Source organism: Roseofilum sp. KMC-1 (assembly GCF_057802075.1).
Map to the genome: position 1 here is coordinate 1,696,112 of NZ_CM173605.1, position 25,105 is coordinate 1,721,216.

The window sequence follows — 25,105 nt, forward strand, 5'->3', positions numbered from 1 at the left end:
ATTGCTTCCCTGCGATCGCCATGACAACTATTCAAACTAGACCAGAGATAAAACGCAACCCCAGTTATGATCGATCTTCCTGGCTATCAAATTCTCACCCAAATCTACGACAGCTCCAACTCAGAAGTTTATCGTGGCATCCGTCAGAGCGATCGCACCCCCGTCATTGTCAAAATCCTCAAACAAGACTATCCCACCCCTGCTGAACTCACCCGCTACAAACAGGAATACGAACTCACCCGTTCCCTCAAACTAGAGGGAACCATCGAAGCCTATAGTATAGAACCCTATCAACGAACCTTAGCGATCATATTAGAAGATTTCGGAGGTATTCCTTTAAGCAACGTCCTCAAGCAATCCCCACTGAACCTAGAGCAATGCCTAGAAATCACCATTAAAATTGCTCAGAGCTTAGGAGAACTACATACCCAAAATATTATCCACAAAGATATTAATCCCGCCAATATTATCATCAACCCTCAAACTCAACAACTCAAAATCATTGATTTAGGTATCGCCACCCGGCTCAGTCGAGAAAATCCCACCCTGAAAAACCCCAACATCTTAGAAGGCACATTACCCTACATTTCCCCCGAACAAACCGGGAGAATGAATCGCTCCTTAGATTATCGCACTGACTTTTATTCCCTAGGCGTTTTATTTTATCAACTGCTCACCCGTCAACTCCCCTTCACAGCAACAGATCCATTAGAACTGATCCATTGCCATATTGCCAAACAACCCCAACCTCCCCATGAAATCCAGCCCTCAATTCCCCCCATCCTCTCCGGTATCATCAGCAAACTCATGGCTAAAAATGCTGAAGATAGGTATCAAAGCGCCTGGGGTTTAAAGTCAGATCTAGAAATCGCTCTCAACCAACTGCAAGAAACTGGCAATATCAACCCCTTTGCCCTCGGTCAAAACGATATCTCGGATCATTTTGCCATCCCCCAGAAACTCTATGGTAGAGAAATAGAAATTCAAACATTACTGAATGCCTTTGAGCGAGTCAAAGAGCAAAGCGAACTCATCTTAGTTGCGGGATATTCAGGCATTGGCAAATCTTGCTTAGTGCAAGAAATTCATAAACCCATTACCGAAAAACGAGGATATTTTATTTCGGGTAAATTTGACCAGTTTCAGCGCAATATCCCCTACTCAGCAATCCTGACAGCCTTCCGTCAGTTTATGGAGCAAATCCTCACAGAAAGCGGAGAAAATTTAGCCGAGTGGAAAAATAAATTTCTGCAAGCATTAGGCACAAACGGCAAAGTTTTAAGTGATGTCATTCCCGAAATTGAACTCATTATTGGTGAGCAACCGCTAGTCGCCGAATTAGGAGCAACAGAGAGCCAAAACCGGTTTGAGTTAGTCTTTCAGAATTTCATCCATGCCGCTTGTAGTCAAGATCATCCCTTAGTGGTATTTCTAGATGATTTACAATGGGCAGATTCGGCCACATTAAGGTTAATTCAATTAATGATGTCCGATGTGAATTTGCAACATCTGTTACTGATTGGAGCCTATAGAGATAATGAAGTGAATCCGGGTCATCCCATGGAAATCATGATGCATGAGTTAAGGGAGACGCAAGCAGTGATTGAGGAAATTCACTTAAACAATCTCTCTCTCCATCATGTGAATCAAATCATTAGTGATACCTTGAATGAGACCTTTGATCTCTGTCAATTATTAGCTGAGTTAGTCATCAAGAAAACCGATGGAAATCCTTTTTTCGTAAACCAATTTTTGCTCAACTTGTATGCAGAAAAACTAATTAACTTTGATTATCAGCAGCAAAAATGGCAATGGAATCAACAAGAGATAGAAAACAGCAATATTACGGATAATGTGGTGGAGTTGATGATTCAAAGCCTGAGAAAATTACCAGGTGAAACTCAGGAAGTATTAAAACTAGCCGCTTGTATCGGGGCGACATTTGATTTACTGACACTATCGATTATTGCGGGAGAACAACCTAGGGAGATTTTTACAGCTTTAGTTACAGCTATTCAATCGGGACTAATCTTAACTCTATCAGAATTAGATGAAGAATTGCTGATTCAAAATTATAAATTTTTGCATGATCGCGTGCAACAAGCTGCCTATAGTTTAATTGCCGAGGAGGATAAACCCGCTCTGCATTTGAAAATTGGTCGCTTACTCCTAGAAAATTTATCTGAAGCAGAGAAAGAAGAGAATTTTTTTGATCTAGTCAGTCACTTAAATTTAGGGAAAGAACTAATAGAAGATATAGAGCAAAAAGAACAGCTTGCTCAAATTAATTTACAGGCGGCTGAAAAAGCTCAAAAAGCAACAGCTCACCCAGCAGGTTTCTTATATGCAAAAACAGGAATAAGTTTGCTCGCAGCTAACTGTTGGCAAAGTCAATATGAACTTACCTTGGCTCTGAATAGCACAGCTACAGAGATAGCCTATCTCAATGCTAATTTAGATGAAATGTACTACTATGCAAACCTGGTTTTGAATAATGGAAATACTATTCTTGAAAAAATTAAAGTCTATGAAATTCTGATTAGGTCTAATACAGGCAGCGCGAATATGTTGGAAGCGATCGGTTTAGGGAAAACAGCCTTAAAACAATTAGGAGTTGAACTCCCTGATCGCATTGATGAAACAATAACCCATGCAACTTTAGATAGCCTGAATGCTCAACTGGGAAATAGACCGATTGCAGAGTTAGTTGATTTGCCAGTCATGACCGATCCGCGAATTCAAGCTGCTACAAGGTTATTGGGAATACTATTCCCTCCTGTCTTCCAAGCCATGCCTGATTTACTACCGATTGTGGCAATGACTATAATCCGTTTATCCCTTGAGTATGGCAATACTTCGTCTTCAGTTGTTGGTTATGTTGTGCATGGTTTAATCTTGTGTTCAAGATGGCAAGAAATTGAATTGGGTTATGCTTTTGGACGACTGGCTCTCAACTTACTGGAGCGTTTTAATTGGAGAAGTTTTAAGGCAGTCGTTCACAATATGTTTGGCGCTCATATTCAGCACTTTAAAGACCCAATTCAAGAGACAATTCCTATTTTGCAAGATGGTCATATTGCTGGACTAGAAACAGGAGATTTTTTATTTGCTGGATATACAATTAACACTATTTATCTGAGTAAGCTTTTTTCTGGAGTAGAACTGGAGACGATGGCAACTGAACTGTTTAATTATCGTAACTTAATTAGACAGATCAAGCAGTTTTCTCCACTGACTTATTTAGATGCATTGCAGGAAACGGTTAATAATTTACGAGAAACGACTGATGAACCGGATCGCCTCCTAGGATATGTATATAATGAGACAGAAAGAATACCGAAACAAGAGGAAGCTCAAGAACTAACTTCCTTGGCTTTAATGTACCTCTATAAACTATTTCTGGCTTATTTATTTGGCAATTATAAAGCTTGCTTAGAGTACATTAATCTTATTAAAGATAGAGATTATGAGAGTGCTGTACCTGGAATGCTCTTTATACCCTGTTTTCATTTCTATGCTTGTTTAACTTACTTGACTACTTACTCCCTTCAATCATACTGTTCTTATTCTGAACTTCTAGAGACAATAGAGCCGCATAAAACGGTTGTCTCTCAATGGGCTAAAAATTCGCCCAGTAATCATTTACATAAGTGGTATTTGCTAGAAGCGGAACAGTACCGAATTCTAGGGAATAAAGCTGAAGCTATTGACTATTATGATCGTGCGATTGCGGAAGCGAAAAAAAATCAATATCTCAATGAAGAGGCTCTAGCTAATGAACGAGCTGCTAGGTTTTACTTAGACTGGGGAAAAGAGAAGATTGCCAAATCCTATATAGAGGAAGCCAGCTATGCTTATACCCTTTGGGGGGCTTTAGCTAAAGTTAAGCACTTAAATCGCCAGTATGCAAGCTTATGGACTTCTATTTCTCAACAGGATTTAAACTTTACTAAAACCCTAACCGAAACCTCTAGTGGAAAAAATTTGCATAAGACCTTAGATATGAAAACGGTGCTTAAGGCGAATCAGATTATTTCTGGAGAGATTGTCTTAGATAAGCTACTGGTGGAGTTAATGAAGATTATCCTCCAAAATGCTGGGGCACAAACGGGCTGTTTAATGATTGTCGATGGAGGAAGTTTAATCATTCAAGCATCGGGAAATATTAACTCTGAAGAAATTCAGGTACTGCAAGAATTACCCGCAGAAAAATCAACTTTAGTCTGCCATGCTATTGTCAACTATGTAGCCCGAACTCAGGAAAGTATAGTCTTAAATGATGCATCAAATTCTGGAAATTTCACTCAGGATAGTTATATTCAAGCTCATAAACCTAAATCGATTCTCTGTGTCCCTTTAGTTAATCAAGGTCAACTCATTAGTATTGTTTATCTGGAAAATCACTTAACAACGGGAGCATTCACGGATGAACGAGTGAATATTATACAGGTGATTTCCGGACAAGCGGCGATCGCTCTGGAAAATGCGTATTTATACCGAAACTTAGAACAGAAAGTTGAAGCGCGAACGGCGGAATTAGCTTTAGCAAACGCAGAGATTCAAACCTTAAATGAACAATTAACTTCGGAAAATTTACGTTTGAGTTCTGAGTTAGATGTGGCTAAAAAGATTCAACAGATGGTGTTGCCGAAAGTCACGGAATTAGACCGTTTTGAAGATTTAGAAATTGCTGGCTATATGGAACCGGCTGATGAAGTGGGTGGGGATTATTATGATATCTTAAATGAAGGGGATCGCATCAAAATTACTATTGGTGATGTGACGGGTCATGGTTTGGAAAGTGGCGTGTTAATGCTCATGGCTCAAACTGTGGTGAGAACCCTGGACAATATGCAAGAAGCTAATGCTATCTATTTTCTGGAAATTGTGAATAAAACCCTGTGTCAAAATCTAGAGCGCATGAACTCCGATAAAAATATGAGTTTGGCTATTCTGAATTATCACAAGGGCTTGATTAAAGTCAGTGGACAACATGAAGCGATTGTTGTGGTGCGAGCTGATGGAGAAGTAGAGTTGATTGATACCCTAGATTTAGGATTTCCCATAGGTTTAGATTGGCATATTAGTGAGTTTATCCAGGAAGAGGAGTTGGTCTTACATTCTGAGGATGTGATTATCTTGTATACCGATGGTATTACTGAGGCGGAAAATCTGCACAAGCAGCAGTATGGTTTAGAGCGGTTAGCTCAATTAGCCCAGCAGCATAGGCAACATTCAGCGGGTCAAATTCGCGATCGCATTATTGAGGATGTCCGCCAGTTTATTGGCGAACAGAAGGTGTTTGATGATATTACTTTGGTGGTCTTAAAACAAAAATAGAATAAACCCTCCGGATCGCCCTTGGGATCTCAGTAAAGAGAGTATAGAAGCTTTCTAGTGATATCTATGCATTTTTCGTTCTCTTTGCTGGTTTCCCCTCTTTTCTTGGCGAACACGATCGCCACAACTCCTGTATTTTCTGCGGAAATACCCACTGTATCAGTCACATCCGAATCCACAGAAGTGGCTTATGGATATGGATACGACCGTGAAGATAGTGAAGCTCCCAGAGGAGGTACAGGACGACGGCGGATTATGGCGTAGGTTCTCCAGAAGAAGGTAATTGATCCAATTGATATTTTGCATCTTCATAGCACCCAACTCTACCCATACTCAGGCAGAGTTGGGCTGTTTTTTGCAAATCAGAAATCGCTTGATCGGTTTGCTGTCGTTTTAAGTGGGCTAATCCTCGATCATAATAGGCGAGAGCAAAATCAGACTTGCGCTCGATCGCCAGTGAAAAATCGGCGATCGCCCCTTGAAGATCTCCTAAATCTAACCGCGTTAAGCCCCGATTATGATAGGGAACCGGATCGTCAGGATCGAGACGAATGGCAATATTGTAATCCTCGATCGCCCCCTGATAATCTTGCTTTTTGCGCCGGGCTAACCCTCGATTTTGATAGGCAAAGCCATCGGTGGGTTCTAGATTAATCGCTTGGGTACAATCAGCGATCGCCCGATCCTGATCTCCCACATTCGACCAGGATAAACAACGATTCAAATAAGCCGCACTCAACGTCGGCTCCATTTTTAGGGACTGAGTGTAATCCAGGATCGCCCCCTTATCATCCCCTAAATCTGACAACACGCTACCCCGATTCACATAGGCCCGGGCAAAACTGGGGTCAAGCTCGATCGCTTCAGTATAATCAGCTTTGGCTCCTTGGCGATCGCCCAATTCAAATCGGATATTACCGCGCTGATAATAGGACTCAGTGAGGTGACTTTCGAGCAAAATAGCCTGGGTAAAATCCTCCAGAGCCAACTGAAGATTCTCCCGATCCCGATGAATTAAAGCCCGTTGATAATAAGCCTCACCATTTTTCGGCTGTTTGGCGATCGCCTCATTATACTTCTCCAAAGCCTGCTCTAAATTTCCCTCTTCCACATAGACTTTGGCCTCATTCAGACCCGAATTGCCCAACCCCGATAAAGAAAAACGACTCGATCCCAGGGCAATCCCCAACAACACTATACTCCCTACTACCACGCTTAACGGTAACAAATAACGCTTAGTATGTAACGAAGGCACAGGAATAACAGGAGCCGCTTCATCATAAGCCGCATTGGGTTCTTGGGGGATCGGGACAGCCGGATCTGATAGCACTAAAGGCCCATTACCCCCTTGCAAATTCGCCAAATCCTCTAAGACACTCGTGGCCAATTGATAGCGTTCCTTCGTGTCAGGAGCTATCATCCGATTCAAAATCCGAATGAAGCCTGGACTCCCCTTCACCCCATCGTACCAATCTTGGGCCGTTTTACCCCTGAGTGCGGATAACTCTAACAGACTTTGGCCGCTCAGTAATTGAATCCCAACCATGCCTAAAGAATAGATATCACTATTAAAATGGGCTTGTCCTTGGTCTTGTTCTGGGGAAACATAGACCCCCGATCCATTTCTTTGAGCCTTCAACAGTTGTTGTTGAGAGCGCATTACTTGAGTGCCAATCTCCTTAAAAATCCCAAAACCCGTTAGTACAATGCGATCGTCCGATTTACGACGAATTAAATTTGCTGGCTCAATCGAGCGATGGATCAAGCCCCGACTATGAATAAACGCTAAGATTTGTAACACTTCCTCCAATAAACCGATCACTTGAGCTTCTGTCCATTGGGGCTGAGACTCGAATTGCTCTCGTAAGGAAGTCCCGATAATAAACTCTTCTACCAAATAAAAACTTTGACTCTCCTCAAAATAATCCAGCAATTTAGGCAGTTGAGGATGAGTGCCGAGACTTTTGAGGGCTTCCGCCTTCTTGTTCAGTAAAATTAAACTGAATTCTAAGGTTTTGGGATTACTACCGGGAAGCTTCAATTGCTTGACCACACATCGAGGATGGCCCGGTAGATGGGTGTCTCCCACCAGGTGAGTTTGGCCAAGCTGGTTGGAGCCAAGGGTTTTAATAAATTGATATCGTTGATTAAGCAGCCGTTCCATTGTGGCTCAGTTCTGAGGTTAGTGAGATCGGAGGATGTGAGTTTATTCTGACATACATGATTATAAAGATCGGTGGGTGTAACCCAGGAGGAAAATCTAGGAGAGGAAGCCGAGGAACAATGATGAATTTAAGTAAAGTGTAAGAGCATTTTGACGAATAATCCTCCATTGTCCGATAAAATAAATGGAGATAGAGCCGCACACTCAGGTAATTCGTGATCCAGGTTACAGTTACCTGAACAGTACAAGCTTTGCTCTCGGAACCATTGCCCAACCAAAACAGGGGAAGATAATTATGGCTGTTGAAAAAGTAAACTCTTCATCGAGTCTCGGAGAAGTCGTCGATCGCATCCTCGATAAAGGCATTGTGATTGATGCTTGGGTTCGGGTCTCCTTAGTGGGAATTGAACTGCTGGCCATTGAAGCACGCATCGTCATTGCTTCAGTTGAAACTTACCTCAAATATGCTGAAGCAGTAGGTCTAACCGCTCAAGCGGCTGTTCCTGCCGTCTAACATCAGCATTAAACTGACTGGCAGTACTTCTAGGCTTGGGGGAAATAGAAAACCCTTTTTATTTCCTCTGAGCGTGGGGACTGCGGTCTGAGAAAACGGAGCTTCACCAGGGAAGGGGATCAAAAGACTATGGCGCTTATAGATGAATGGCGATCGCAAAAAGAACAACGCCAAACCCAAACACGCTGGCGATCGGAAGCAGTGCAAGTTCACATCAAGAACTTAACCGACCAACGCCAAGCCGCAGCGGTACAACTCCAAGAGCAACTGCGCCAGTTTCGTTCAGACTTGGCGCAAGCAGAAGAAGAGCGGCGTTTCCGGGGTCAGCAGCAACAGGCAGAGCTGCAAACCTACGCCCAAGAATTAAGAGAACAGATTGAAGATTTTCTAGAAACCTGCACCACAGAACGGTTTCTGATGAGCGATGAAGTCGCCATCCGTCTCCAGGAGACTATGGAGCGTCTGCAAACAGAAACCCGAAACTTTTTACAGACCGCTCGTCAGACTCGCCAACAACGCTACGATCAACTTCAGGAAGATCTAGCCGAGTATATCGAAGATCTCCATCTGCAAATGGACAGCTATCGCCAAGTCTTAGAGCAAAAACGCCAAGAGCGGAAAAGGGAAGTAAAAAAAACACTCTCTAGCGCTCGTCAACAGCGCCAGGAAAACGCTCAAGTGCTGCAACTAGAACTCGATAGCTTTATCCACAGCTTAAAAGAATACCGCCAGAACCTCTACCAATGGGTTTGGGGAGATACACCTGCGGCCATTCCCGCACCAGCAGCCCCAAAACCAGCCTTTAAATCCAAGCCATCAAAAGCGGCCAAAAAACCCGTTCCCAAACCAGCCATGGTTTCCCCAAAACCTTCTCCGGTAACCCTTGCCAGTTCATCCCCAGCCCCCGCACCCGCAGCGGAAAAAGCAGATAAAAAAAATGGCAAGTATCTTTCCACGGAAGAAGAACAGGTTTATAATTTCTTACGCAAATCTCCCTCATCTCGATTAACGGTGATTGAAGAAGCCCTAGGGATTAACCGCGTACAAGCAGTAGATACTCTGAGATCGCTGATTAAAAAAGGCATGGTGACTCAGCGCGATCGCCTGTACTCCGTACTCTAACTTAACGCCCCATGCCCACCTTACTCAATGCCCGTTCTAGGGGCTTTGTCAATACGCCCACCATGGAGCGCCTGACGACTCGCGCCCTGCGCTATCTTCAGTCTGGCTTTTCTGTGCATTTGCGCGGCCCCGCAGGAACCGGAAAAACTACCATCGCCTTACACCTAGCCGACTTACTCAGTCGCCCCATTATGCTCATTTTCGGGGATGATGAACTGAAAACCTCCGATCTGATCGGCAACCAATCCGGATATACCCGGAAAAAAGTGGTTGATAACTATATTCACAGTGTAATTAAACTCGAAGACGAACTGCGAAAAAATTGGGTAGATTCACGGTTGACTTTAGCCGCCAAAGAAGGATTTACCCTAGTTTATGATGAGTTTAACCGTTCCCGTCCAGAAGTCAACAATGTGCTGTTATCCACCTTAGAAGAAAAATTGCTCGTACTTCCCCCCAATAACAGCCGCTCCGAATATATCCGGGTTCATCCCCAATTTCGCGCCATTTTTACCAGTAACCCAGAAGAATACTGTGGAGTTCATGCCACCCAGGATGCCCTTTTAGACCGCCTCGTAACTTTGAATATGCCCGATCCAGAAGCCGACACCCAGACGGCTATTTTAGTGGAGAAAATCGGCATTACTCAGGAAGAGGCGCAAACCGTTGTTGAGATTGTCATAGAGTTTCAGCAGAAAACGGGAACCCAGAAAACCTTGGGTTTGCGATCGGGCCTGATGATCGCTAAAATTTGCCATGAACATCAAATTGCGATCGCCCTTAATCAAGAAGCCTTTCGGGAAGTCTGCGAAGATATCCTCCTCTCGCGCACCGACTTAGACTATTCAGCCGCTCACCTTGTCCTCAATACCCTCTTTGATCCCCAAATACCTCCTCCCCCTACGGTAGCTGCTCCCCAACCTCCCCCACCCGCGCAAAAAGTTTACACCTTCTTACACCAAAGCCAAGGAGCCAAACTATCAGATATCGAAAGTGCCCTCGGATTAAACCGAGTAGAAACCGTTAATATTTTGCGCCATTTAATGGAACAAGGCAAAATCCGGCTCAATGAAGAGCGCAAGTATATCGCCCAGTAACCATTCCCCCATTCCCTCACCCCCCCCATTCCTGTGCCTGCAAACCCCCGCCCCCTACCCTCAAGCCAAAGTTCCACCCTTGCTGATGTCCTTGAAAGAGTTCTAGATAAAGGGGTCGTCATTGCTGGCGATATCTCCGTTTCCGTGGGTTCCACAGAACTGCTCAATGTCCGTATTCGCCTCTTAATTGCCTCGGTCGATAAAGCCAAAGAAATTGGCATTAACTGGTGGGAGAGCGACCCTTATTTAAGCAGTCAACACAAGCAACTGCAAGAAACCAATCAACGGTTAATAGAGCGCATTGAACAACTCGAAACCCAACTCAAAGCTTTACAAGGAACATCTGAAGTTGAACTTCAAACCGGGGAATAATCAGCCCTTGGCTATAGCATTTACTATATACTTTGCACCTATTCTACTATGGTCGATGTTCCCAAACCCAATCAGCCAGAGCAGATATCCTCTGAGGAAACACTTAAGGAGAAGTTCAAAAAAAATCTATACTATATAGGCTTAGGGGCGATCGCCTCTGGTACAGCCCTCCTCTTTAACCAGATCCATATTCCCGTATCCTGGCTCATTGGCCCCATGATCTTTGGCCTCATCTGGGCCATATTTCGAGGAGAAGCACAACCGCTCCCCTCTATTTTCTCCATCATCGGTCAAGCCATTATTGCCCTGACCACAGCCACCCGTTTCTCCCTAGACACCCTCGTTCTCGCTCAAACCTATGCCCTGCCCCTACTCGGTTGTATCACCATTACAGGAACCTTAAGCCTGTTGAATGGTTATCTTCTCAGTCGTTGGGCTGGAATAGACAAAGCCACCGGTTTTTTAGGCTGCATTCCCGGAGCAGGGCCGAGTTTAGTAGCACTCAGTGAAGATTTAGGTGGAGATGCAATCGCCGTCGCCTTTCTCCAATATTTACGCATTGTCCTAGTATCCGTAATTGTCCCTTCCCTAGTTACCTTCTGGTCAAGTGAAAGTATCACTCAACCCATCATTTCCCCCGATCTCCCCCTTCCATCTGCCCCCCTTAACCCCATCCTCAACCTCAGTATTTTAGCCCTCTGTGGCATTTTGGGTGTCGTCCTAGGAAAAATCGTAAAATTACCGACTGCCGTCTTTCTAGGCCCCTTTTTCCTCGGTTTAATCACCTTCTGGACGCTCCCCTATCCCCTGCATGTCCCAGCCCCGATCTTCGCTCTAGGTTTGTTGCTTTTCGGATTATCCATCGGTCTCAAATTTAATCGACAAATTGCCCAAACCTTGCTTAAATCCATGGTCATTCAATTGGGTTTAGTGATGATTTTGATTGCGGTTTGTTTAGGCATTGGCTATGAATTTCATCAACTCACCCACATTGACACCTTAACCGCTATTTTAGGCACAACTCCAGGGGGCATCAGCTCGATGACCGCAACCGTAATTGAAATCGGGGGTAATGTGGGCTTAGTGGTTGCTATGCAAATGACCCGCATGTTTCTGATTTTATTATTGATTCCCTGGTTTGCGAATTCCTTACTGTCTTCTAAACCGATTGAAAAGTAAAGAACTAACGAGTGACTCTGGGCAAACGATGTTTAAAGCTACATAAAATTTCCCAAGAAATCGTTCCTAGAATAGTTGCCCAATCATCGGCGGTAAACTGATGATCTCCATCTTTGCCTAAAAGGGTGACGACTTCCCCCACTTGCAGGTCAGGAATGTGGCTCACATCGAGCATTAATTGATCCATGGTAATGGCTCCAACTTGGGGAATGCGTTGCCCTCGAATACCCACTTGCAGTTTATTGGAGAGATTGCGGGGAACACCATCAGCATAGCCAATACCCACAACTGCCATAGTCATATCGCGGGGCGCGATATATTGATAGCCATAGCTAATGCCAGTACCCGCAGGAAGGGTTTTAATTTGAGTCACTCTTGCTTTCACTTGCATGACGGGTTTCAGGTGGACTATCCCTTGCAGATGGGGAGCGGGATAGAGTCCATAGGTGGCTAGTCCCACCCGCACCAGGTCATAATGACAGGTGCGATCGCATAAAGTAGCAGCAGAATTGGCTAAATGCAGTTTTGGTAAGCTGAACCCCATAGCTCTCATTTGGGCGATCGCCGCTTCAAAGCGTTGATGCTGTTGATTCATGATCTCTGGATCGGGACTATCCGCCGTTGCCAAGTGGGAATAGACACTGCCAATCTGAAGATGGGGTAAATGGGAAACCTGTTGAAAAAACTCTGCTCCTTCTTGCCAAGGAATACCTAAACGGGACATTCCCGTATCCAGTTTCAGGTGAACCGTGAGATTTTTTTGCAGTTGATTGAGGGTTTCCGAGACAATTAAGGCTTGTTTAGCACTACAGAGGGTGGGTTGCAGTTGCCAATGGGCGATCGCCTCAATTTGTTCTGGAGTATTCACCGCCCCTAAGATCAGGATGGGCGCTTCTATCCCTGCTTCCCGTAATTGTATCCCCTCTGGAATCGTCGCCACCCCTAACCAACTTGCCCCCGCTTCCAGGGCAGTTTCCGCCACAGAAATCGCTCCATGGCCATAAGCATCCGCTTTCACCACCGCCATTAACTGGCACTTCTGGCGCAAATGTCGTTTAATTTCTCCTACATTATGGGCGATCGCCCCTCGATCGATTTCTACCCAAGCTCTCTCCCGCAAAGGCACAGTTAAACCCCTCTCTGGTAAAGAGGAACCCTTCGATTTCAGTTTCAACGACGATTCTTGACTGAGCATATTCACTCCCACAGACCACACCAAAGTTATCCCACACTTTAATCTGTAGTTCCGGATTCCGACAAGGGGATCGACAGAGGGTTACCCCTACCTGACAAAAAACCCCGCCCATTGAGCGGGGAGATTTCTATGAACGGTATGATGGCTCAGATCAAACTAAGGGGATTTAAGCATCACTTTCAACGTGAAGAAAAAATAAACCCATAGCCACAGCCGAACCCACTAAACCAACTAAAGGAACCAAAATGAACGGTAAGAAAGAAGCAGCGTAAGCACCTGTCATGTCAAAAACTCCTTATGACCAATTGCAGTTAAAACTTTATCGTCTTTTCCTCAAAGGAAACTTTGGACTGAACAAATTAGAGACTTGTTCTTCAGATTTTATCCCACAGACCAGATCTTATTGACCACCTCTTGTAGGGGAGCCAAGTGAGGCGTGAGACAGAGGAAATAGGCAAAGAATGCACCGCCACAAGCGCCTAGGAAGAAGCTGCTGGCAAAGTCACCCCAGCCATCTTTATCCCACAGATTAGAAGGAGCAGATGGAGTTGCCGATTCTACAGGGGGATATTTAACATCAGCCGCACCATGGAGAGACAAAGCGATGGTTAAAATCGAAATCATACCAATGGTAGCTAATAAGCCTGCCAGATTAGCTAAATCTGTTTCGCGCAGGGGGCCGAGTACAGCAAAGGGGCCATACAGGAAGTAACCATGAGCCATACCCACTTCAAGACCTCTGCGGCTGGCAGAAAGACCTTTACGGTAAGCCGGAAGATTGCCAATAAAAGCGCGAGTGAATGCAGAATCGCTAATCGGAGTTGAGAGGTGACCCACCTGGGGATTACCCCCATAGGCTGTGATCATCTCAATATCTCTGGAATCAGCCATGTGTTCTTCTCCTCTATATATGATCGAAATTAGGCTAGAAGGCTTAACGTCATATCTTAAGCAAAAAGGGGAAATCTTGTTACAAAGTCGCCTCTGTCCTTTAGAAAAGTTTATGTTTTGGGGATCAAAACCAGAATTGAGCCAGATTTAGAGCCTAATTTGTCGGATTATTGTAAATTTTTGTTAAGTCCTCCCCAGGAAAAAGTTGGGGATCGGCTGACATCTACTAAAGTTCACAGGTAAGGAATTTGCGATCGCCCCTAAAGAGCAAGGAAAATGAACCAGCCTGACCCATTAGGTGTACGATTAACATCAGTTTTGGAGGAAATCAGATTATGTTTGCCCTTATTGGCTTGATTGTTGGTATCGCCGCAGGGATAGCCCTGTCCTACTGGCTATTTGACAAAAGACTCGATGAACAAAAAGAAGCTTTAGAACAGAGACATCGCAAGGCCATTGAAGACCTAGAGCGCAATCACCAATTCCGGTTAGATAAAACCGTTGAAGACATCCGGGAACAGGCGATCTCTGACGCGAAACAATCCATACCCACCGCTCCCACAGATGGCAGAGCCACTGGCGCTCGCCCAGAAACAACAGAACCCTCTCAAGCCAGCCAAGAAGCTCAACGAAGCCTTGAAGACATGAGAACCCTAGTTGCCCAAGAATCCCGGATTCGTCAAGTCACCCTCGCTCAACGAGAACACTATCAAAGCCAAGCCCAACAAGCTATTCAATCCCTAGAAGAACAACCCGAACCCCCAGAAGATCCTCCGATTCCCTCTACAGAACCCTCACCCCCCCCATCTCCGGAGTTGAACTAAAAACCAACACCGAAACCCCTCAGACCCCAGAATCTGAACCTCCAGAAACGGTTAAATCCTCTGAACCTCAATCCTCTAGTCCGACTGAGCCTAGCCCAGTTCCTGCTACCCTTGACCCCAGCCAAATCCTCTCCTCTTTAGGAACCTGGCCTAAACTGTCTGCACTCCCCCAACTCCTTGGCTATGTTCGCCACGAAATCCCTCAAGTGCGCCAACAAGTCGCTTTAGCCCTAGGACAAATCGCTTCCTCCTGTCCATTGCGCTCAGAAACAGAACGGATGATTTCTACCCTGGGTCAACTCAGTCAAGATTCGAGTCCCCTAGTGCGTGAAGCTGCCATGACTGCCCTAGGAAGCATCCAATCCGATCAAGTTTTGCCTTATTTACAACGGGGCTTAAATGATGCTGTGGCTGATGTTAAAAAAGCAGCCTCTTTAGCCTTGCAGCAAGTGAAACTCACTTACCAAAGTCCTCAATCTGCATCCCAAAAACCTCGGTCTTTATGGGAAAATCGCCCAGAGAGTAGGGAATAGGGAAATAGGGGAATGGGGCGATTAGTCCCTGTTCCCCTTCCCGATTTAGTCGTGCTATAGAACACAAGCTATGAATCAACAACTCGCTTTTTTAGGACTCGGAGTCATGGGCGGGGCCATGAGTGCTAACCTGGCTCGTGCCGGATATCACATCAAAGGATGGAATCGTACCCCCGATCGCCCAGGAGTCAAAATCGCCCTAGAAGCCGGTGTAGCGATTGTTTCCTCTATTCAAGAAGCCGTAGCTACAGCCGATGTGATTTTCTCCTGTGTGGGAGATGTGCCCGATGTGGAGCAAGTTTTATCTGGCCCTGGCAGTGTAGCCGAATACGCCCCACCCGGTACTCTGGTTGTCGATATGAGTACCATTGGCCCAAAAGCAGCTCAGGCGATCGCCCAAACCCTATCCGCTAAACAATTACGCTTTTTAGATGCTCCCGTCTCTGGGGGAGATGTGGGGGCCCAAAACGGTACATTAACCATCATGGTTGGAGGGACTGAAACCGATTTTCAAGACTGCTTACCCTTCTTTCAAGTCATGGGAAAATCCATTCACCTCTGCGGCCCCGTAGGCAGTGGCCAAGCGGTTAAACTCTGTAATCAAGTCCTCTGCTCGGCTAATCTCATCGGGTTATGCGAAGCCATCAAACTCGCCCAAAAACAAAAGATCGATCCCCATTTAATCGTTGAAGTCTGTAGTGGGGGTGCGGCCGGATCTTGGGCGCTCTCCAATCTCGGCCCGAAAATTAATCAGTCCAATTTTGCCCCTGGTTTCGCCATCAAGCATATCTTAAAAGACTTGCGCTTAGTCTTAGAAATGCTCGAAGAGCAAGAATTCCCCGGAACTGAGTTAGCCAATCAACACTTTAAGGCGGTTGAAGCCTTAGAAAATGGGGGAGAGTTGGGAACTCAGGCTATGATGAAAATCTATAACCCCTAGGGTGCATCCCTTTGACAGTAAGGACAAGGAATAGGGGCAGATAAAGCGCATTGCGCTGATCATGGATCATCGGTATCGATCAACTGCTATAAGTCTATGTCATCATCACCCCCAAACCGCCCTTCCTTAACCGCAGGGTTAACCGCACTCAAACGTCGAGAGTATGCACAGGCGATCGCCCACTTAAATGGGGTTTATACTCAGGAACCGGAAGGACGGCGCAAAAGACTGGCGCAGCAAGGATTAATCATTGCTTATCGTAAACTGGGCCAGGGTCAACAGGCGCTCAATCTTTGCCACTTACTCACCTACAGTTCTGATGGAAACTTCCAAAGTTGGGCCTTAAAAACTTTACCTAAACTTAAAAGTAAGTTTCCGGATCTCAAGCCATCAGTAACTATTGCTCCTGATGATCCCACTGGGGTTTTTGTGGCTTCTTCTCCTGCCATGGTGGAAACGAAAGGGGGAAAGAACCATCAGGAAAAATCCCTTGCTCCAGTTTTTCCAGAAATTAGAACCTGGAAACAAGCAGGACGGGCTAAACGATGGGGAAGCTTGCCGAAAACGGCTCAAGTGGGATCGGATATCCGTTGGTTATGGGGTTTGCAAGTGATAACGGCGATCGCCTTTCTTGGGTGGATGGTGAGTGTCCTTAAGATCAGCTTGTCCTTGCTTCAGTCCCTGCTCTTGAGGCTTCCTTTCCTTAACCCCTGGCCAATTCTGTATCGAGACCCTACCTTATTTCTATTCATCTTCTCCTTATTTATTTTTATTGCCTCTCCAGCTCTGCTCTCTCTCCTACTGAAAAAAGAGTATGAACTCGAACCCCTGAACCTGGAGCATCTGAAAAGCATCCGTCCAGAATCTGCCACGGTGATTGAGCGCATTTGTTCTCAACATAAACTGCCCTTACCTAAACTGGGGATTTTACCAACCGCCTTACCCCTGATCTTCACCTATGGCAAATATCGATTGGGCCTGCGTCCTACAGGTCATATGGTGATCTCTCAGGGAATGCTCGATCGCCTAGAGGATGATGAACTGGCTGTCTTTTATGCTACTCAACTCGCTCAGATCCTCAAGGGGGACTTTCTCTTGCTTTCAGGTTGTGCCTGTTTCCTGCAACTTCCCTATACCTTATATTGGTCTGCCTCTAAATGGGGGGAGCGTTTGGCCGATCACCTGGAGATTCCTCTACTGGAAATGACCGTCAGAGCTTTATCTACTCTCTTGGCCAATCTCAGTTATACCTATTATTATCTGTTCCGTCTCCCCCTCGTCTTACTCTCGCGATGGCGACTGCTTTATAGTGATGCCACAGCCGTCAGTTTTACCGGTAACCCCAATGCCCTTACCCGTGGACTGTTGAAACTAGGACAGGGTTGGCATAAGGGAATCCTGGAGGCATCGAGTATACCCGAATGTATCGAACGCTTCGATCTGTTGCTTCCCTTGGGGGTGGAACAAGCGATCGCCATCGGCAATCTGGCCCCCAATCAATCCTTTGAAATGGCTCTCCAGTGGGATTTACATCATCCCTATCGCTACGGAGTCACTCTACTGAGTGGTCATGGACGGTTAGGAGATCGCCTGCAACGGCTAACCGATCTAGCCCGATTTTTTCGCCTAGACACGGAGCTAGATCTGCCCTTTATCCCTCCCCGTCGCTTCTCCCTACCCTCAACTTTTCGAGAAGGGCTGAAAACGGGCCTTAATTTCAGTGTTAACAGTTGGATCGCCCTAGAGCGAGGTCTTCCCCTCTTGCCTCGTGCCCTTTGTCAAGCGCTCATTGTGGGGATTGGGTTTCGTCTGTTGCTCATACTGGTAGGGGCGATCGCCTATTTCTTCTATGTGGGTCAACTGGTTTGGCTCTCCCAAGATCAAGATGGGGATTTAATCGCTGCCTGTTATTGGATTAGTTTTAGCCTGATTGTGATGTTTCAGATCAATGACTATTATCCGGAAGTGCGCCCCATCAAACATCAGCGCATCGATCATTCAGAGACCTTAGCCGCTCTACAAACTGATGCTACTTTAAACCCTCAAAAACGGCAAATTCTGCGTTTAGAGGGCAAACTTTGGGGACGGCGCGGGGTTCATAATGGCTTAGGACAGGTATTGATCCTGGAAACTTCTGCGGGGTTGATTCGTTTACACCATTGCCCCCGTGCCAGTGTTTTCGGGGATTGGGGCATTAATGCGGTTTGTCCCAAGGATTTGATTGGCCAGTCTGTGAAGGTGGGGGGGTGGTTGCGTCGTGGCGCTCAAGTCGCTGTCGATTTAGCCTATTTGGAGGGCAGATCCCAACGGCGAGCCAATAGCTATTATCCCTGGCTCCTCTCGATACTGGCGATCGCCTCTGGACTTTGGGGTGCTTATCTGGTGTGGCAGACCTAGAAATAATGTAAAGAAATTTTGCGAGATTTGAGTTTATGTGTTACATTTCTTAACAAGAAGGCTCAAGCCAGAACAGTCAATCAATCATGCAATCGACAACGTAAGTGCAGGGTGGGCTGCTTTGGAATCATGTGTTCTTCCTCCCAACACAGCAAGTTGACCAGCCGCATCACCGGCTGGTTTTTACTATCTGTTAGCCATGGGAGTCAGAATTTTTCGGATTGAGGGGATGACAAAATTCTAAACTTAAGGGTAAAATAATTGAGTTTTGGGTAGCTCCATCTGCCAAAACGTGATAGGTTAAATATGGCATGAAGTAAACATGGTAGAGCCACCTAAAGAAGATAAATATATGCTCGGTAGCGATAGGAATACCCGGAAAATTTACAGTGACTCCAAAGGGAAAACCCGGCTCTTCCTTTTCCGAGTCTTCGGAATCAATAAAGCTTGCCATGAGACTCAATGAGCAACGTAATGCCTAACCCAATCCTAATAGTAAAGGTTTACCAACGAGGTGAATATTTTACTGTGTTTGCCGATCGTCCTCAGTGTGCAGAAAGCTACAGTAGCATTCTGTATACTAGGTCATGCCATATCCATAGTTAACTCAGACTAAATAGGGAGGTCTTATCAATGTCTGTTCGGTTATACGTTGGTAACTTACCGAAAGAAACGGAAAAGCAAGAGCTAGAAGCCGTTTTTGCTGAAACTGACCCCAAAGTTTCCACCAAAGTGATTACAGACCGTAAGACAGGAAAATGTCGCGGATTTGGGTTTGTAACGGTCAAAAATGACGAGCAAGCCGACCAAATTATTGAGCAGTTTAATGGCTATTTGCTCAAAGAGAGTGCCCTCAAAATTGAAAAAGCCCAGCCTCGGAACAAGGGGAAAGAGGGGGGAAGTCCAGAAGGGGGTTCGGTTTCGAGTAGTCCTACCGCCAGTTCTACTGGTGGCGGGAACCGCAAGAAAAATAAGTCGAAGAAAAACACTTCTAGTCCAGCTCCAGATACGGGTTCTATCCAACCCGATCCTCGTTGGGCTGATGATCTGGCAAAACTTAAAGAAATGCTGGCAGCGCAAGCGGCTAAGAATTAGCCCAGTTTTACCAGCATGGCTTGCTGATAAAGGTAAAGGAGTCAATCCTTTACCTTTATTTCCTTTGGTCAATAAAACCCTGAACAATACCTTGTAGAGTTTCGGCATCAAAAGGCTTAGTCAGATACTGAGTAGCGCCAGCAAGTTGCCCTTTCACTTTATCAAAGGGGCTATCCCGCGCCGTAACCATGACAATGGGAAGGGATTGAAATTCAGGGATACTGCGAATGGTACGGCACAGTTCAAGACCATCAACCCCTGGCATGGAGACATCCAGCAAAACCACAGCGATAGATTCATTGTAAATCAGACGTAAGGCATCGACAGCATTATCAGCGACTAAAACCTCTACGCCCTGATCCTTGAGTGCCTTTTGAATGGATTTTTGGACGATCTCACTGTCGTCAACCGTGAGAACTTTGGGTGGAGATGACGGAGTGGTAAACAACACAGTTGCCTCATCACGTACAGATTAAGAATTCCCAGAGGGGAAGTTAGGGGGAGTTGAGGGAATTTTAGACCAAACTCTTGACAAATCCCTAGCGGTTAAGGTTATCATATCAAAGGTAACGCCAATGGGGTGTAGCCAAGCGGTAAGGCAGCGGGTTTTGGTCCCGCCATTCCTAGGTTCGAATCCTAGCACCCCAGTTTAGAATCACTAATATAGTCATTGATTAGCGAGATCCGTGAAGAATCTCAACATTCACTATCATGACGTGGCAGGCGATCGCCTGTTATCCTTGCCTGTATCGTTATAGCCAGCAAGCATTATGGACATTCCAGAGGTTCTAGCCCTAGATTTTGATGGGGTATTGTGTGATGGATTAATCGAGTATTTTCAAACCGCTTGGCTAACCTATACTCAGATATGGGAGGTTGCTGACGCTACCCCACCCCCAGGGATGGCCGAAGTATTTTACCGCTTGCGCCCGGTGATTGAAACGGGTTGGGAAATGCCGGTATTAATTCGGGCAATGGTGGAGGGAACTTCAGAGGAGGAAATTTTAAGCCATTGGCGCGGGATCTGCGAGCAAATTATGACTAGAGATGGCCTCAAAGCTGGGGAAATTATGGATCGGGTTGATGGTAGACGCGATCGCCAGATCCAAATGAACCGCTCAGAGTGGTTAGCCTTGCATCGATTTTATCCGGGTATTGCGCCCCAACTGCGATCGCTCCTAGCGAATCGAGATCTGGAACTGGTGATTATTACCACTAAAGAAGCTCGGTTTGCCCAAGAATTACTGATGATGGAGAATATTGACTTTCCGGGCGATCGCATCATTGGCAAAAGCATCAAGCGCCCTAAAACCGAAACCCTGCTTACATTCAATCCCTCAGAAAAACGGATTTGGTTCATCGAAGATCGCTGGAAAACGCTGCTCTGTGTGGCTCAACATCCCCAATTAACCACTGTGGAACTCTTCCTGGCTACCTGGGGCTACAATACACAAGCCGAAAAACAAGCCGCCAGCATCCATCCTCGGATTCATTCCCTATCCTTAGAAACCTTTAGCCAACCCTTAAACCAGTGGCTATTAGCGGGGAGTTAGAAACCGAGTTTTTAACAACCGTTTCATAGCTGTGCATAAACTGAATCAGGGACTTGGGTCTAGCTCTTTCTCAAGGGTTTCTACTATTTCTAGTCTAAGCTAAAAGTAAGAGATCATAAGGAGACAGATTGATGACTACAGAGCGCTGGGATGATGAGCGATTAGACCGTTTAGGAGATCTGATTGAAAGTAACAGTCGCCTGATTGAAGCGTTAACCCAGTCCTCCACACAAACTAGGGCGGATGTGGAGCGACACGATCGCCTGATTGAAGCTCTAGCTAATGCCTCCACACAAGCTAGGGCGGATGTCGATCGACACGATCGCTTGATTGAAAGTAATGCTCGTGTGATTGAAGCTTTAGCTAATGCCTCCACACAAGCTAGGGCGGATGTCGATCGACACGATCGCCTGATTGAAAGTAATGCTCGTATCATTCAAGCTCTAGCTAATGCCGCAGCAGAAGCCGGGGAGGAGCGGCAACAACTCTTTCAAAGAATGGATCAACGACAAGAAGAAATTCGGGGACTGCAAACGGAGAATCGACGCATCCTGGATATTCTGCTCAATCAACAGAATCAGGAAGATGATTCTACGGATGACTGAAATCGGGCAAGTAGGCGATCGCCGCAACAACAAAGAAACCGGGTTTTTCGATCAATATATGCGAACTCAGGGAACTGTTGGAAAAACCCGGTTTCTAACTCCCAAAGATTCATCAAAATTTTGGGTCTGAAACCCCGTCCTTCTAGGACGGCTTTGTAGTACAATATATTTTATTTGTAGTGATTACAGTTTTTTAATTTTTAATTTTTAATTTTTAATTTTTAATTGATATTATGCTTGATTTTAATAAACTCGCCCGTCAGATGGAAGGGATCAGCCAACATCTGCAAGACGAAGCCACTGCTACCCAGAAACGGCTTAACCGCGCTAGAGAAACCCTCACTCAAGCGGGCGATCGCCTAGATGAATTGATCTCTTCCTATGAACAATGGTCAAGTCATTTTGGCTTTAATGCTGCCTTTCCCATCGAACCCTTGGATACAGTCGTCGATATTCAGAGTGCCGATCCAATCCATACCGTGATCTCTACGGATGGCTCCCAGATGGCTCCCTCTCATCATGAAATTGCCTATTGCTATCTGATTAATACGGGACGGGTGGTTTTACACTATGGACAAAATCTTGCCCCCCTTCTCGATAGTCTCCCCGAAGCTTTTTATCGCCAAGAAGATCTCTATGTTTCTCGTCAATGGGGAATTCGCACGGATGAATGGATGGCCTATCGGCGCACGGTATCGGAGGCGGTGGTATTGGCAGAATTGGGGGTGAGCGTCGCTTCTTCAGATGGGGGAAAATTGCCCAAACTGGCGATGGTGGATGGTTCCCTGATTTATTGGCATTTAGATCCCCTACCGGTTGAGGCCCGCGATCGCATTTTGCCCCCCATTTTAGAAGCCTGGGAAACCCTGCAACGCCATCGTATTCCCCTGGTTGGCTATTTGAGTTCGTCTCGCAGTGGGGAGGCGCTTAATTTTCTCCGTCTTGCCCACTGTCCTTATCCCGAACCGAATTGTACGAGTCACTGTGGTGGAAAAACGGACAAGGCTCCTTGTCAAGTTTTGCAGCCGCTACGGGATAGTTCAGTCTGGGGAAGTTTGCTAAAACCGGGACAACGCAGTGGTTTGTGGCGATCTTCGGCGCGAATTTTAGAGCAGTATCGAGAACAGGTTGTATATTTTTGTTATCTCCATGTGGGTACAGAGATTGCCCGTGTGGAGGTTCCCCAATGGGTGGTTGAAGATGCCCGGTTGTTGGAGCAAGCCTTAAGTTTAATTCTCTCTCAAGTGGCGAAAGGCTATGGTTATCCGGTAGCCTTGGCGGAAGCGCATAATCAAGCGGTGGTGCGGGGTGGCGATCGCCATCGTTTTTTTGTCTTGTTGGAGCAACAGATGATCAAGGCGGGTTTGAAAAATATTGGTACATCTAACAAGGAAGCCCGTAAGCGGGGTTCGATCGCTTAGATTAGAGCGCGAAGCGCTGTATTGGGGGGAGTGAACCGCCGACTCAATAAAATTTTGAGCTATTCTGGCTATCTTCAAAAACAGCCTAATTGTCCCTCATAACAGCGCCAATTGCTGTAAGTAATGAGTAGAGGGATCAGAAATCTGGATCTTCGCTTAAGGTTTCAATCATCAGATCCATTTGCGATCGCTTTTGGGCAAGAAATCGTTCACATTGTTTGAGATATTCTACCGCCAGAGTAAATCGATCGAAAACTTCGGCTAACTCTAGATCTCCGGTTTCCATTTGACTGATAATGGCTTCGACTTGGGCAACCGTTTCTTCATAGTTCCAGTCTGGTGTGGAGTTACTTTTAGAGGATTTAGGCATAATAAACCTGAAGGGTTGAGGAGGGGGTGAATAGGGGGACAGGGAACCGGAAGAGAGTAGGTTGTCAAAGGTGAAAAGGTATGGCTCTATTGGGGCTGTCACGCCTATGAATAGCTTAGGATGCTTAATGCCTTTCAATAGGTGATAGGGAATACACTCTCCTATGTTCCTAAGCCACATCACCCTTATTGGCAGAGCGTTTCCAGAATTTTGACTTTCACTTTACCTTCACCCAACTCAATCAATAATTCTTGTTCTGATTTTAGGGAACTGACAGAGCGGACAATTTCTCCATTTTCGCTGCGGAGGAGAGCATATCCCCGTTTTAAGACATTATGAGGATCGAGGGTGGCTAGTTTTTGGCGCAAATAGTCACATTTTTGGGTTTGTTGTTGCAAGGCTTGTAGAGTCAGTTGAATCAGTTGACGGCGGTTCCAGTCTAAGGTTTGTTGTTCTCGTGCAATTTGGCGATTGGGTTGTAGATGACGCAGACGGTTTTGCAGGAGGTTCAGTTGATGTTGATGTTGGTTGAAGTAGGTTTGAGCGACATCGATCAGGGTTAGAGTGCGCTCTTCATGTTCACTCTCTAGGGTAGAGAGTTCAGGGACAGCGCGATCTGCCGCAGCAGTGGGGGTATGGACATGGAGATCGGCGGCTAAGTCGGCGAGGGACTCGTCACGCTGGTGACCGATACCGGAGATAATGGGAATGGAACAGTTGGCGATCGCCTTGACGACTCGTTCATCATTAAATGCGGCTAAATCTTCTGTCGCGCCTCCACCTCTAGCGATAATCATCACTTCGGCTCGACCATCGGTTTCCACCCGTTGAATGGCTTTGACAATGGAATTGGGGGATTGTTCACCTTGCACTAGGGCAGGAGAAAAGAGGACATGCAAGCCGGGATAACGGCGTTTGAGGGTGCGTTGAATGTCTCCCCAGGCGGCGGCTTGAGGTGAGGTAATCACGGCGATAATTTGGGGATGGGAAGGAATGGGTTGTTTGCGATCGGCATCAAAATAGCCTTCTTCTGCTAGGCGATCGCGCAATTGCCGATAGCGCAGGGCTTGTAATCCTTCTCCCCCTGGAAGCACTTGATTAACCATCAATTGATATTGGCCCCTAGGGGGATAGATCCGCAGGGTTCCCAACGCCACAATTTTAGCGCCCGCAGTCGGTTGAGTCATCAGTCGAGCCAGGGCATAGTTCCAGACCACACAATTTAGGCTTGCCTTTGCTTCTGGATCTTGTAGGGTGAAAAACAAGCCACTGCTATATTGACTAGCGCTGGAGACTTCACCCGTAATCCAAATTTGCTGAAGGTGTTCATCGCCTTCTAAGCGCATTTGCAAATATCGAGTGAATTCACTCACAGACAGCGCTCTTTCCGGCACTAATAAATTGGGTAAGGGAAAACTCATCATTGTTGTTTTAAGCTAAGTTTAAGAGAAGCTAGATGTTCTTTTCACAAGATAACAGATAGTGAACTTTTG

At 45.9% G+C, this 25,105-nt stretch carries 24 protein-coding genes and 1 tRNA gene; 17 read left to right on the top strand and 8 right to left on the bottom strand.

Going from position 1 to position 25,105, the window contains the following annotated elements:
- Nucleotides 1-66 precede the first annotated feature (66 nt).
- Both AC3FZD_RS07835 and AC3FZD_RS07840 read left to right on the top strand, forming a co-directional pair.
- On the top strand, nucleotides 67-5,340 hold the full coding sequence (locus AC3FZD_RS07835; protein WP_488739597.1) for an AAA family ATPase: 5,274 nt from the start codon (nucleotides 67-69) through the stop codon (nucleotides 5,338-5,340).
- A gap of 66 nt (nucleotides 5,341-5,406) precedes the next feature.
- Entirely contained in the window at nucleotides 5,407-5,604 is a 198-nt protein-coding gene (locus tag AC3FZD_RS07840) for a hypothetical protein (protein ID WP_488739598.1), read from the top strand.
- Here AC3FZD_RS07840 and AC3FZD_RS07845 read toward each other — a convergent pair.
- On the bottom strand, nucleotides 5,594-7,504 hold the full coding sequence (locus AC3FZD_RS07845; protein ID WP_488739599.1) for a tetratricopeptide repeat protein: 1,911 nt from the start codon (nucleotides 7,502-7,504) through the stop codon (nucleotides 5,594-5,596). The genes AC3FZD_RS07840 and AC3FZD_RS07845 overlap by 11 nt on opposite strands.
- 295 nt (nucleotides 7,505-7,799) lie before the next feature.
- Here AC3FZD_RS07845 and gvpA point away from each other — a divergent pair, with 295 nt between their 5' ends.
- The 5 genes from gvpA (at nucleotide 7,800) to AC3FZD_RS07870 (ending at nucleotide 11,788) form a co-directional block, all read left to right on the top strand.
- Nucleotides 7,800-8,018, top strand: coding sequence for a gas vesicle structural protein GvpA (gvpA, locus tag AC3FZD_RS07850; protein ID WP_488739600.1), 219 nt, complete (start codon nucleotides 7,800-7,802; stop codon nucleotides 8,016-8,018).
- A gap of 129 nt (nucleotides 8,019-8,147) precedes the next feature.
- Nucleotides 8,148-9,140 (top strand): hypothetical protein, encoded by a 993-nt coding sequence (locus tag AC3FZD_RS07855; protein WP_488739601.1) that lies wholly within the window; start codon nucleotides 8,148-8,150, stop codon nucleotides 9,138-9,140.
- Between the two features lie 11 nt (nucleotides 9,141-9,151).
- Nucleotides 9,152-10,237, top strand: coding sequence for a gas vesicle protein GvpN (gvpN, locus tag AC3FZD_RS07860; RefSeq protein ID WP_488739602.1), 1,086 nt, complete (start codon nucleotides 9,152-9,154; stop codon nucleotides 10,235-10,237).
- A gap of 33 nt (nucleotides 10,238-10,270) precedes the next feature.
- A complete protein-coding gene (locus AC3FZD_RS07865; RefSeq protein WP_488739603.1) occupies nucleotides 10,271-10,609 on the top strand; it encodes a gas vesicle protein in 339 nt (112 codons plus the stop codon).
- A gap of 48 nt (nucleotides 10,610-10,657) precedes the next feature.
- On the top strand, nucleotides 10,658-11,788 hold the full coding sequence (locus AC3FZD_RS07870) for an AbrB family transcriptional regulator (protein WP_488739604.1): 1,131 nt from the start codon (nucleotides 10,658-10,660) through the stop codon (nucleotides 11,786-11,788).
- A gap of 4 nt (nucleotides 11,789-11,792) precedes the next feature.
- Here the strand turns inward: AC3FZD_RS07870 and alr are convergent, their stop codons facing one another.
- The 3 genes from alr to AC3FZD_RS07885 form a co-directional block, all read right to left on the bottom strand.
- Nucleotides 11,793-12,983 (bottom strand): alanine racemase, encoded by a 1,191-nt coding sequence (gene alr, locus AC3FZD_RS07875; RefSeq protein ID WP_488739605.1) that lies wholly within the window; start codon nucleotides 12,981-12,983, stop codon nucleotides 11,793-11,795.
- A 166-nt stretch (nucleotides 12,984-13,149) separates the two neighbouring features.
- On the bottom strand, nucleotides 13,150-13,266 hold the full coding sequence (locus AC3FZD_RS07880) for a photosystem I reaction center subunit VIII (RefSeq protein ID WP_347179280.1): 117 nt from the start codon (nucleotides 13,264-13,266) through the stop codon (nucleotides 13,150-13,152).
- Nucleotides 13,267-13,364: 98 nt separating this feature from the next.
- Nucleotides 13,365-13,874, bottom strand: coding sequence for a photosystem I reaction center subunit XI (locus AC3FZD_RS07885; RefSeq protein WP_488739606.1), 510 nt, complete (start codon nucleotides 13,872-13,874; stop codon nucleotides 13,365-13,367).
- Between the two features lie 335 nt (nucleotides 13,875-14,209).
- Between AC3FZD_RS07885 and AC3FZD_RS07890 the strand changes: the two genes are divergently transcribed.
- From AC3FZD_RS07890 to AC3FZD_RS07905, 4 genes are all read left to right on the top strand, one after another.
- Entirely contained in the window at nucleotides 14,210-14,698 is a 489-nt protein-coding gene (locus tag AC3FZD_RS07890) for a hypothetical protein (RefSeq protein WP_488739607.1), read from the top strand.
- A 155-nt stretch (nucleotides 14,699-14,853) separates the two neighbouring features.
- On the top strand, nucleotides 14,854-15,231 hold the full coding sequence (locus AC3FZD_RS07895; RefSeq protein ID WP_488740294.1) for a HEAT repeat domain-containing protein: 378 nt from the start codon (nucleotides 14,854-14,856) through the stop codon (nucleotides 15,229-15,231).
- Between the two features lie 70 nt (nucleotides 15,232-15,301).
- On the top strand, nucleotides 15,302-16,171 hold the full coding sequence (locus AC3FZD_RS07900; RefSeq protein WP_488739608.1) for an NAD(P)-dependent oxidoreductase: 870 nt from the start codon (nucleotides 15,302-15,304) through the stop codon (nucleotides 16,169-16,171).
- A gap of 96 nt (nucleotides 16,172-16,267) precedes the next feature.
- Nucleotides 16,268-18,568 carry a M48 family metalloprotease gene (locus AC3FZD_RS07905; protein ID WP_488739609.1) on the top strand — a complete coding sequence of 767 codons (2,301 nt, stop codon included), beginning with the start codon at nucleotides 16,268-16,270 and terminating at the stop codon, nucleotides 18,566-18,568.
- A gap of 193 nt (nucleotides 18,569-18,761) precedes the next feature.
- Here AC3FZD_RS07905 and AC3FZD_RS07910 read toward each other — a convergent pair whose 3' ends face one another.
- Complete coding sequence (locus tag AC3FZD_RS07910; protein WP_488739610.1) at nucleotides 18,762-19,022, bottom strand: hypothetical protein; 261 nt, start codon at nucleotides 19,020-19,022, stop codon at nucleotides 18,762-18,764.
- Nucleotides 19,023-19,201: 179 nt separating this feature from the next.
- Between AC3FZD_RS07910 and AC3FZD_RS07915 the strand changes: the two genes are divergently transcribed.
- Nucleotides 19,202-19,663 carry an RNA recognition motif domain-containing protein gene (locus AC3FZD_RS07915; protein WP_488739611.1) on the top strand — a complete coding sequence of 154 codons (462 nt, stop codon included), beginning with the start codon at nucleotides 19,202-19,204 and terminating at the stop codon, nucleotides 19,661-19,663.
- 55 nt (nucleotides 19,664-19,718) lie between these two features.
- On the opposite strand, the gene AC3FZD_RS07920 is transcribed toward AC3FZD_RS07915, so the two are convergent.
- Nucleotides 19,719-20,111 (bottom strand): response regulator, encoded by a 393-nt coding sequence (locus AC3FZD_RS07920; protein WP_488740295.1) that lies wholly within the window; start codon nucleotides 20,109-20,111, stop codon nucleotides 19,719-19,721.
- 128 nt (nucleotides 20,112-20,239) lie between these two features.
- On the opposite strand from AC3FZD_RS07920, the gene AC3FZD_RS07925 reads away from it, so the two are divergent.
- The 5 genes from AC3FZD_RS07925 to AC3FZD_RS07945 all read left to right on the top strand — a co-directional run bounded on the left by AC3FZD_RS07925 (nucleotide 20,240) and on the right by AC3FZD_RS07945 (nucleotide 23,242).
- Nucleotides 20,240-20,311: transfer RNA gene (locus AC3FZD_RS07925), tRNA-Gln, on the top strand.
- Between the two features lie 122 nt (nucleotides 20,312-20,433).
- A complete protein-coding gene (locus AC3FZD_RS07930; protein WP_488739612.1) occupies nucleotides 20,434-21,216 on the top strand; it encodes an HAD family hydrolase in 783 nt (260 codons plus the stop codon).
- 131 nt (nucleotides 21,217-21,347) lie between these two features.
- Nucleotides 21,348-21,821, top strand: coding sequence for a hypothetical protein (locus AC3FZD_RS07935; protein WP_488739613.1), 474 nt, complete (start codon nucleotides 21,348-21,350; stop codon nucleotides 21,819-21,821).
- Nucleotides 21,814-21,951: a hypothetical protein gene (locus tag AC3FZD_RS07940; RefSeq protein WP_488739614.1), complete on the top strand. Its 138-nt coding sequence runs from the start codon at nucleotides 21,814-21,816 to the stop codon at nucleotides 21,949-21,951. Before AC3FZD_RS07935 ends, AC3FZD_RS07940 begins: the two co-directional genes overlap by 8 nt.
- A gap of 103 nt (nucleotides 21,952-22,054) precedes the next feature.
- Nucleotides 22,055-23,242, top strand: coding sequence for a DNA double-strand break repair nuclease NurA (locus AC3FZD_RS07945; RefSeq protein ID WP_488739615.1), 1,188 nt, complete (start codon nucleotides 22,055-22,057; stop codon nucleotides 23,240-23,242).
- 136 nt (nucleotides 23,243-23,378) lie between these two features.
- Here AC3FZD_RS07945 and xseB read toward each other — a convergent pair whose 3' ends face one another.
- Nucleotides 23,379-23,612 (bottom strand): exodeoxyribonuclease VII small subunit, encoded by a 234-nt coding sequence (gene xseB, locus AC3FZD_RS07950; protein ID WP_488739616.1) that lies wholly within the window; start codon nucleotides 23,610-23,612, stop codon nucleotides 23,379-23,381.
- A gap of 185 nt (nucleotides 23,613-23,797) precedes the next feature.
- Nucleotides 23,798-25,033, bottom strand: coding sequence for an exodeoxyribonuclease VII large subunit (xseA, locus tag AC3FZD_RS07955; protein WP_488740296.1), 1,236 nt, complete (start codon nucleotides 25,031-25,033; stop codon nucleotides 23,798-23,800).
- Between the last annotated feature and the right edge of the window lie 72 nt (nucleotides 25,034-25,105).

Excerpts from the sequence above, each read along its gene's own strand:
- AC3FZD_RS07930 (WP_488739612.1), top strand. The coding sequence starts at position 20,434 with ATGGACATTCCAGAGGTTCTAGCCCTAGATTTTGATGGGGTATTGTGT.
- AC3FZD_RS07845 (WP_488739599.1), bottom strand. The coding sequence starts at position 7,504 with ATGGAACGGCTGCTTAATCAACGATATCAATTTATTAAAACCCTTGGC.
- AC3FZD_RS07905 (WP_488739609.1), top strand. The coding sequence starts at position 16,268 with ATGTCATCATCACCCCCAAACCGCCCTTCCTTAACCGCAGGGTTAACC.
- AC3FZD_RS07915 (WP_488739611.1), top strand. The coding sequence starts at position 19,202 with ATGTCTGTTCGGTTATACGTTGGTAACTTACCGAAAGAAACGGAAAAG.
- AC3FZD_RS07900 (WP_488739608.1), top strand. The coding sequence starts at position 15,302 with ATGAATCAACAACTCGCTTTTTTAGGACTCGGAGTCATGGGCGGGGCC.
- AC3FZD_RS07855 (WP_488739601.1), top strand. The coding sequence starts at position 8,148 with ATGGCGCTTATAGATGAATGGCGATCGCAAAAAGAACAACGCCAAACC.
- AC3FZD_RS07940 (WP_488739614.1), top strand. The coding sequence starts at position 21,814 with ATGACTGAAATCGGGCAAGTAGGCGATCGCCGCAACAACAAAGAAACC.
- xseA (WP_488740296.1), bottom strand. The coding sequence starts at position 25,033 with ATGAGTTTTCCCTTACCCAATTTATTAGTGCCGGAAAGAGCGCTGTCT.
- AC3FZD_RS07840 (WP_488739598.1), top strand. The coding sequence starts at position 5,407 with ATGCATTTTTCGTTCTCTTTGCTGGTTTCCCCTCTTTTCTTGGCGAAC.
- AC3FZD_RS07870 (WP_488739604.1), top strand. The coding sequence starts at position 10,658 with ATGGTCGATGTTCCCAAACCCAATCAGCCAGAGCAGATATCCTCTGAG.
- alr (WP_488739605.1), bottom strand. The coding sequence starts at position 12,983 with ATGCTCAGTCAAGAATCGTCGTTGAAACTGAAATCGAAGGGTTCCTCT.
- AC3FZD_RS07885 (WP_488739606.1), bottom strand. The coding sequence starts at position 13,874 with ATGGCTGATTCCAGAGATATTGAGATGATCACAGCCTATGGGGGTAAT.
- AC3FZD_RS07835 (WP_488739597.1), top strand. The coding sequence starts at position 67 with ATGATCGATCTTCCTGGCTATCAAATTCTCACCCAAATCTACGACAGC.
- AC3FZD_RS07935 (WP_488739613.1), top strand. The coding sequence starts at position 21,348 with ATGACTACAGAGCGCTGGGATGATGAGCGATTAGACCGTTTAGGAGAT.
- xseB (WP_488739616.1), bottom strand. The coding sequence starts at position 23,612 with ATGCCTAAATCCTCTAAAAGTAACTCCACACCAGACTGGAACTATGAA.
- AC3FZD_RS07945 (WP_488739615.1), top strand. The coding sequence starts at position 22,055 with ATGCTTGATTTTAATAAACTCGCCCGTCAGATGGAAGGGATCAGCCAA.
- AC3FZD_RS07890 (WP_488739607.1), top strand. The coding sequence starts at position 14,210 with ATGTTTGCCCTTATTGGCTTGATTGTTGGTATCGCCGCAGGGATAGCC.
- gvpA (WP_488739600.1), top strand. The coding sequence starts at position 7,800 with ATGGCTGTTGAAAAAGTAAACTCTTCATCGAGTCTCGGAGAAGTCGTC.
- gvpN (WP_488739602.1), top strand. The coding sequence starts at position 9,152 with ATGCCCACCTTACTCAATGCCCGTTCTAGGGGCTTTGTCAATACGCCC.
- AC3FZD_RS07910 (WP_488739610.1), bottom strand. The coding sequence starts at position 19,022 with ATGGCAAGCTTTATTGATTCCGAAGACTCGGAAAAGGAAGAGCCGGGT.
- AC3FZD_RS07880 (WP_347179280.1), bottom strand. The coding sequence starts at position 13,266 with ATGACAGGTGCTTACGCTGCTTCTTTCTTACCGTTCATTTTGGTTCCT.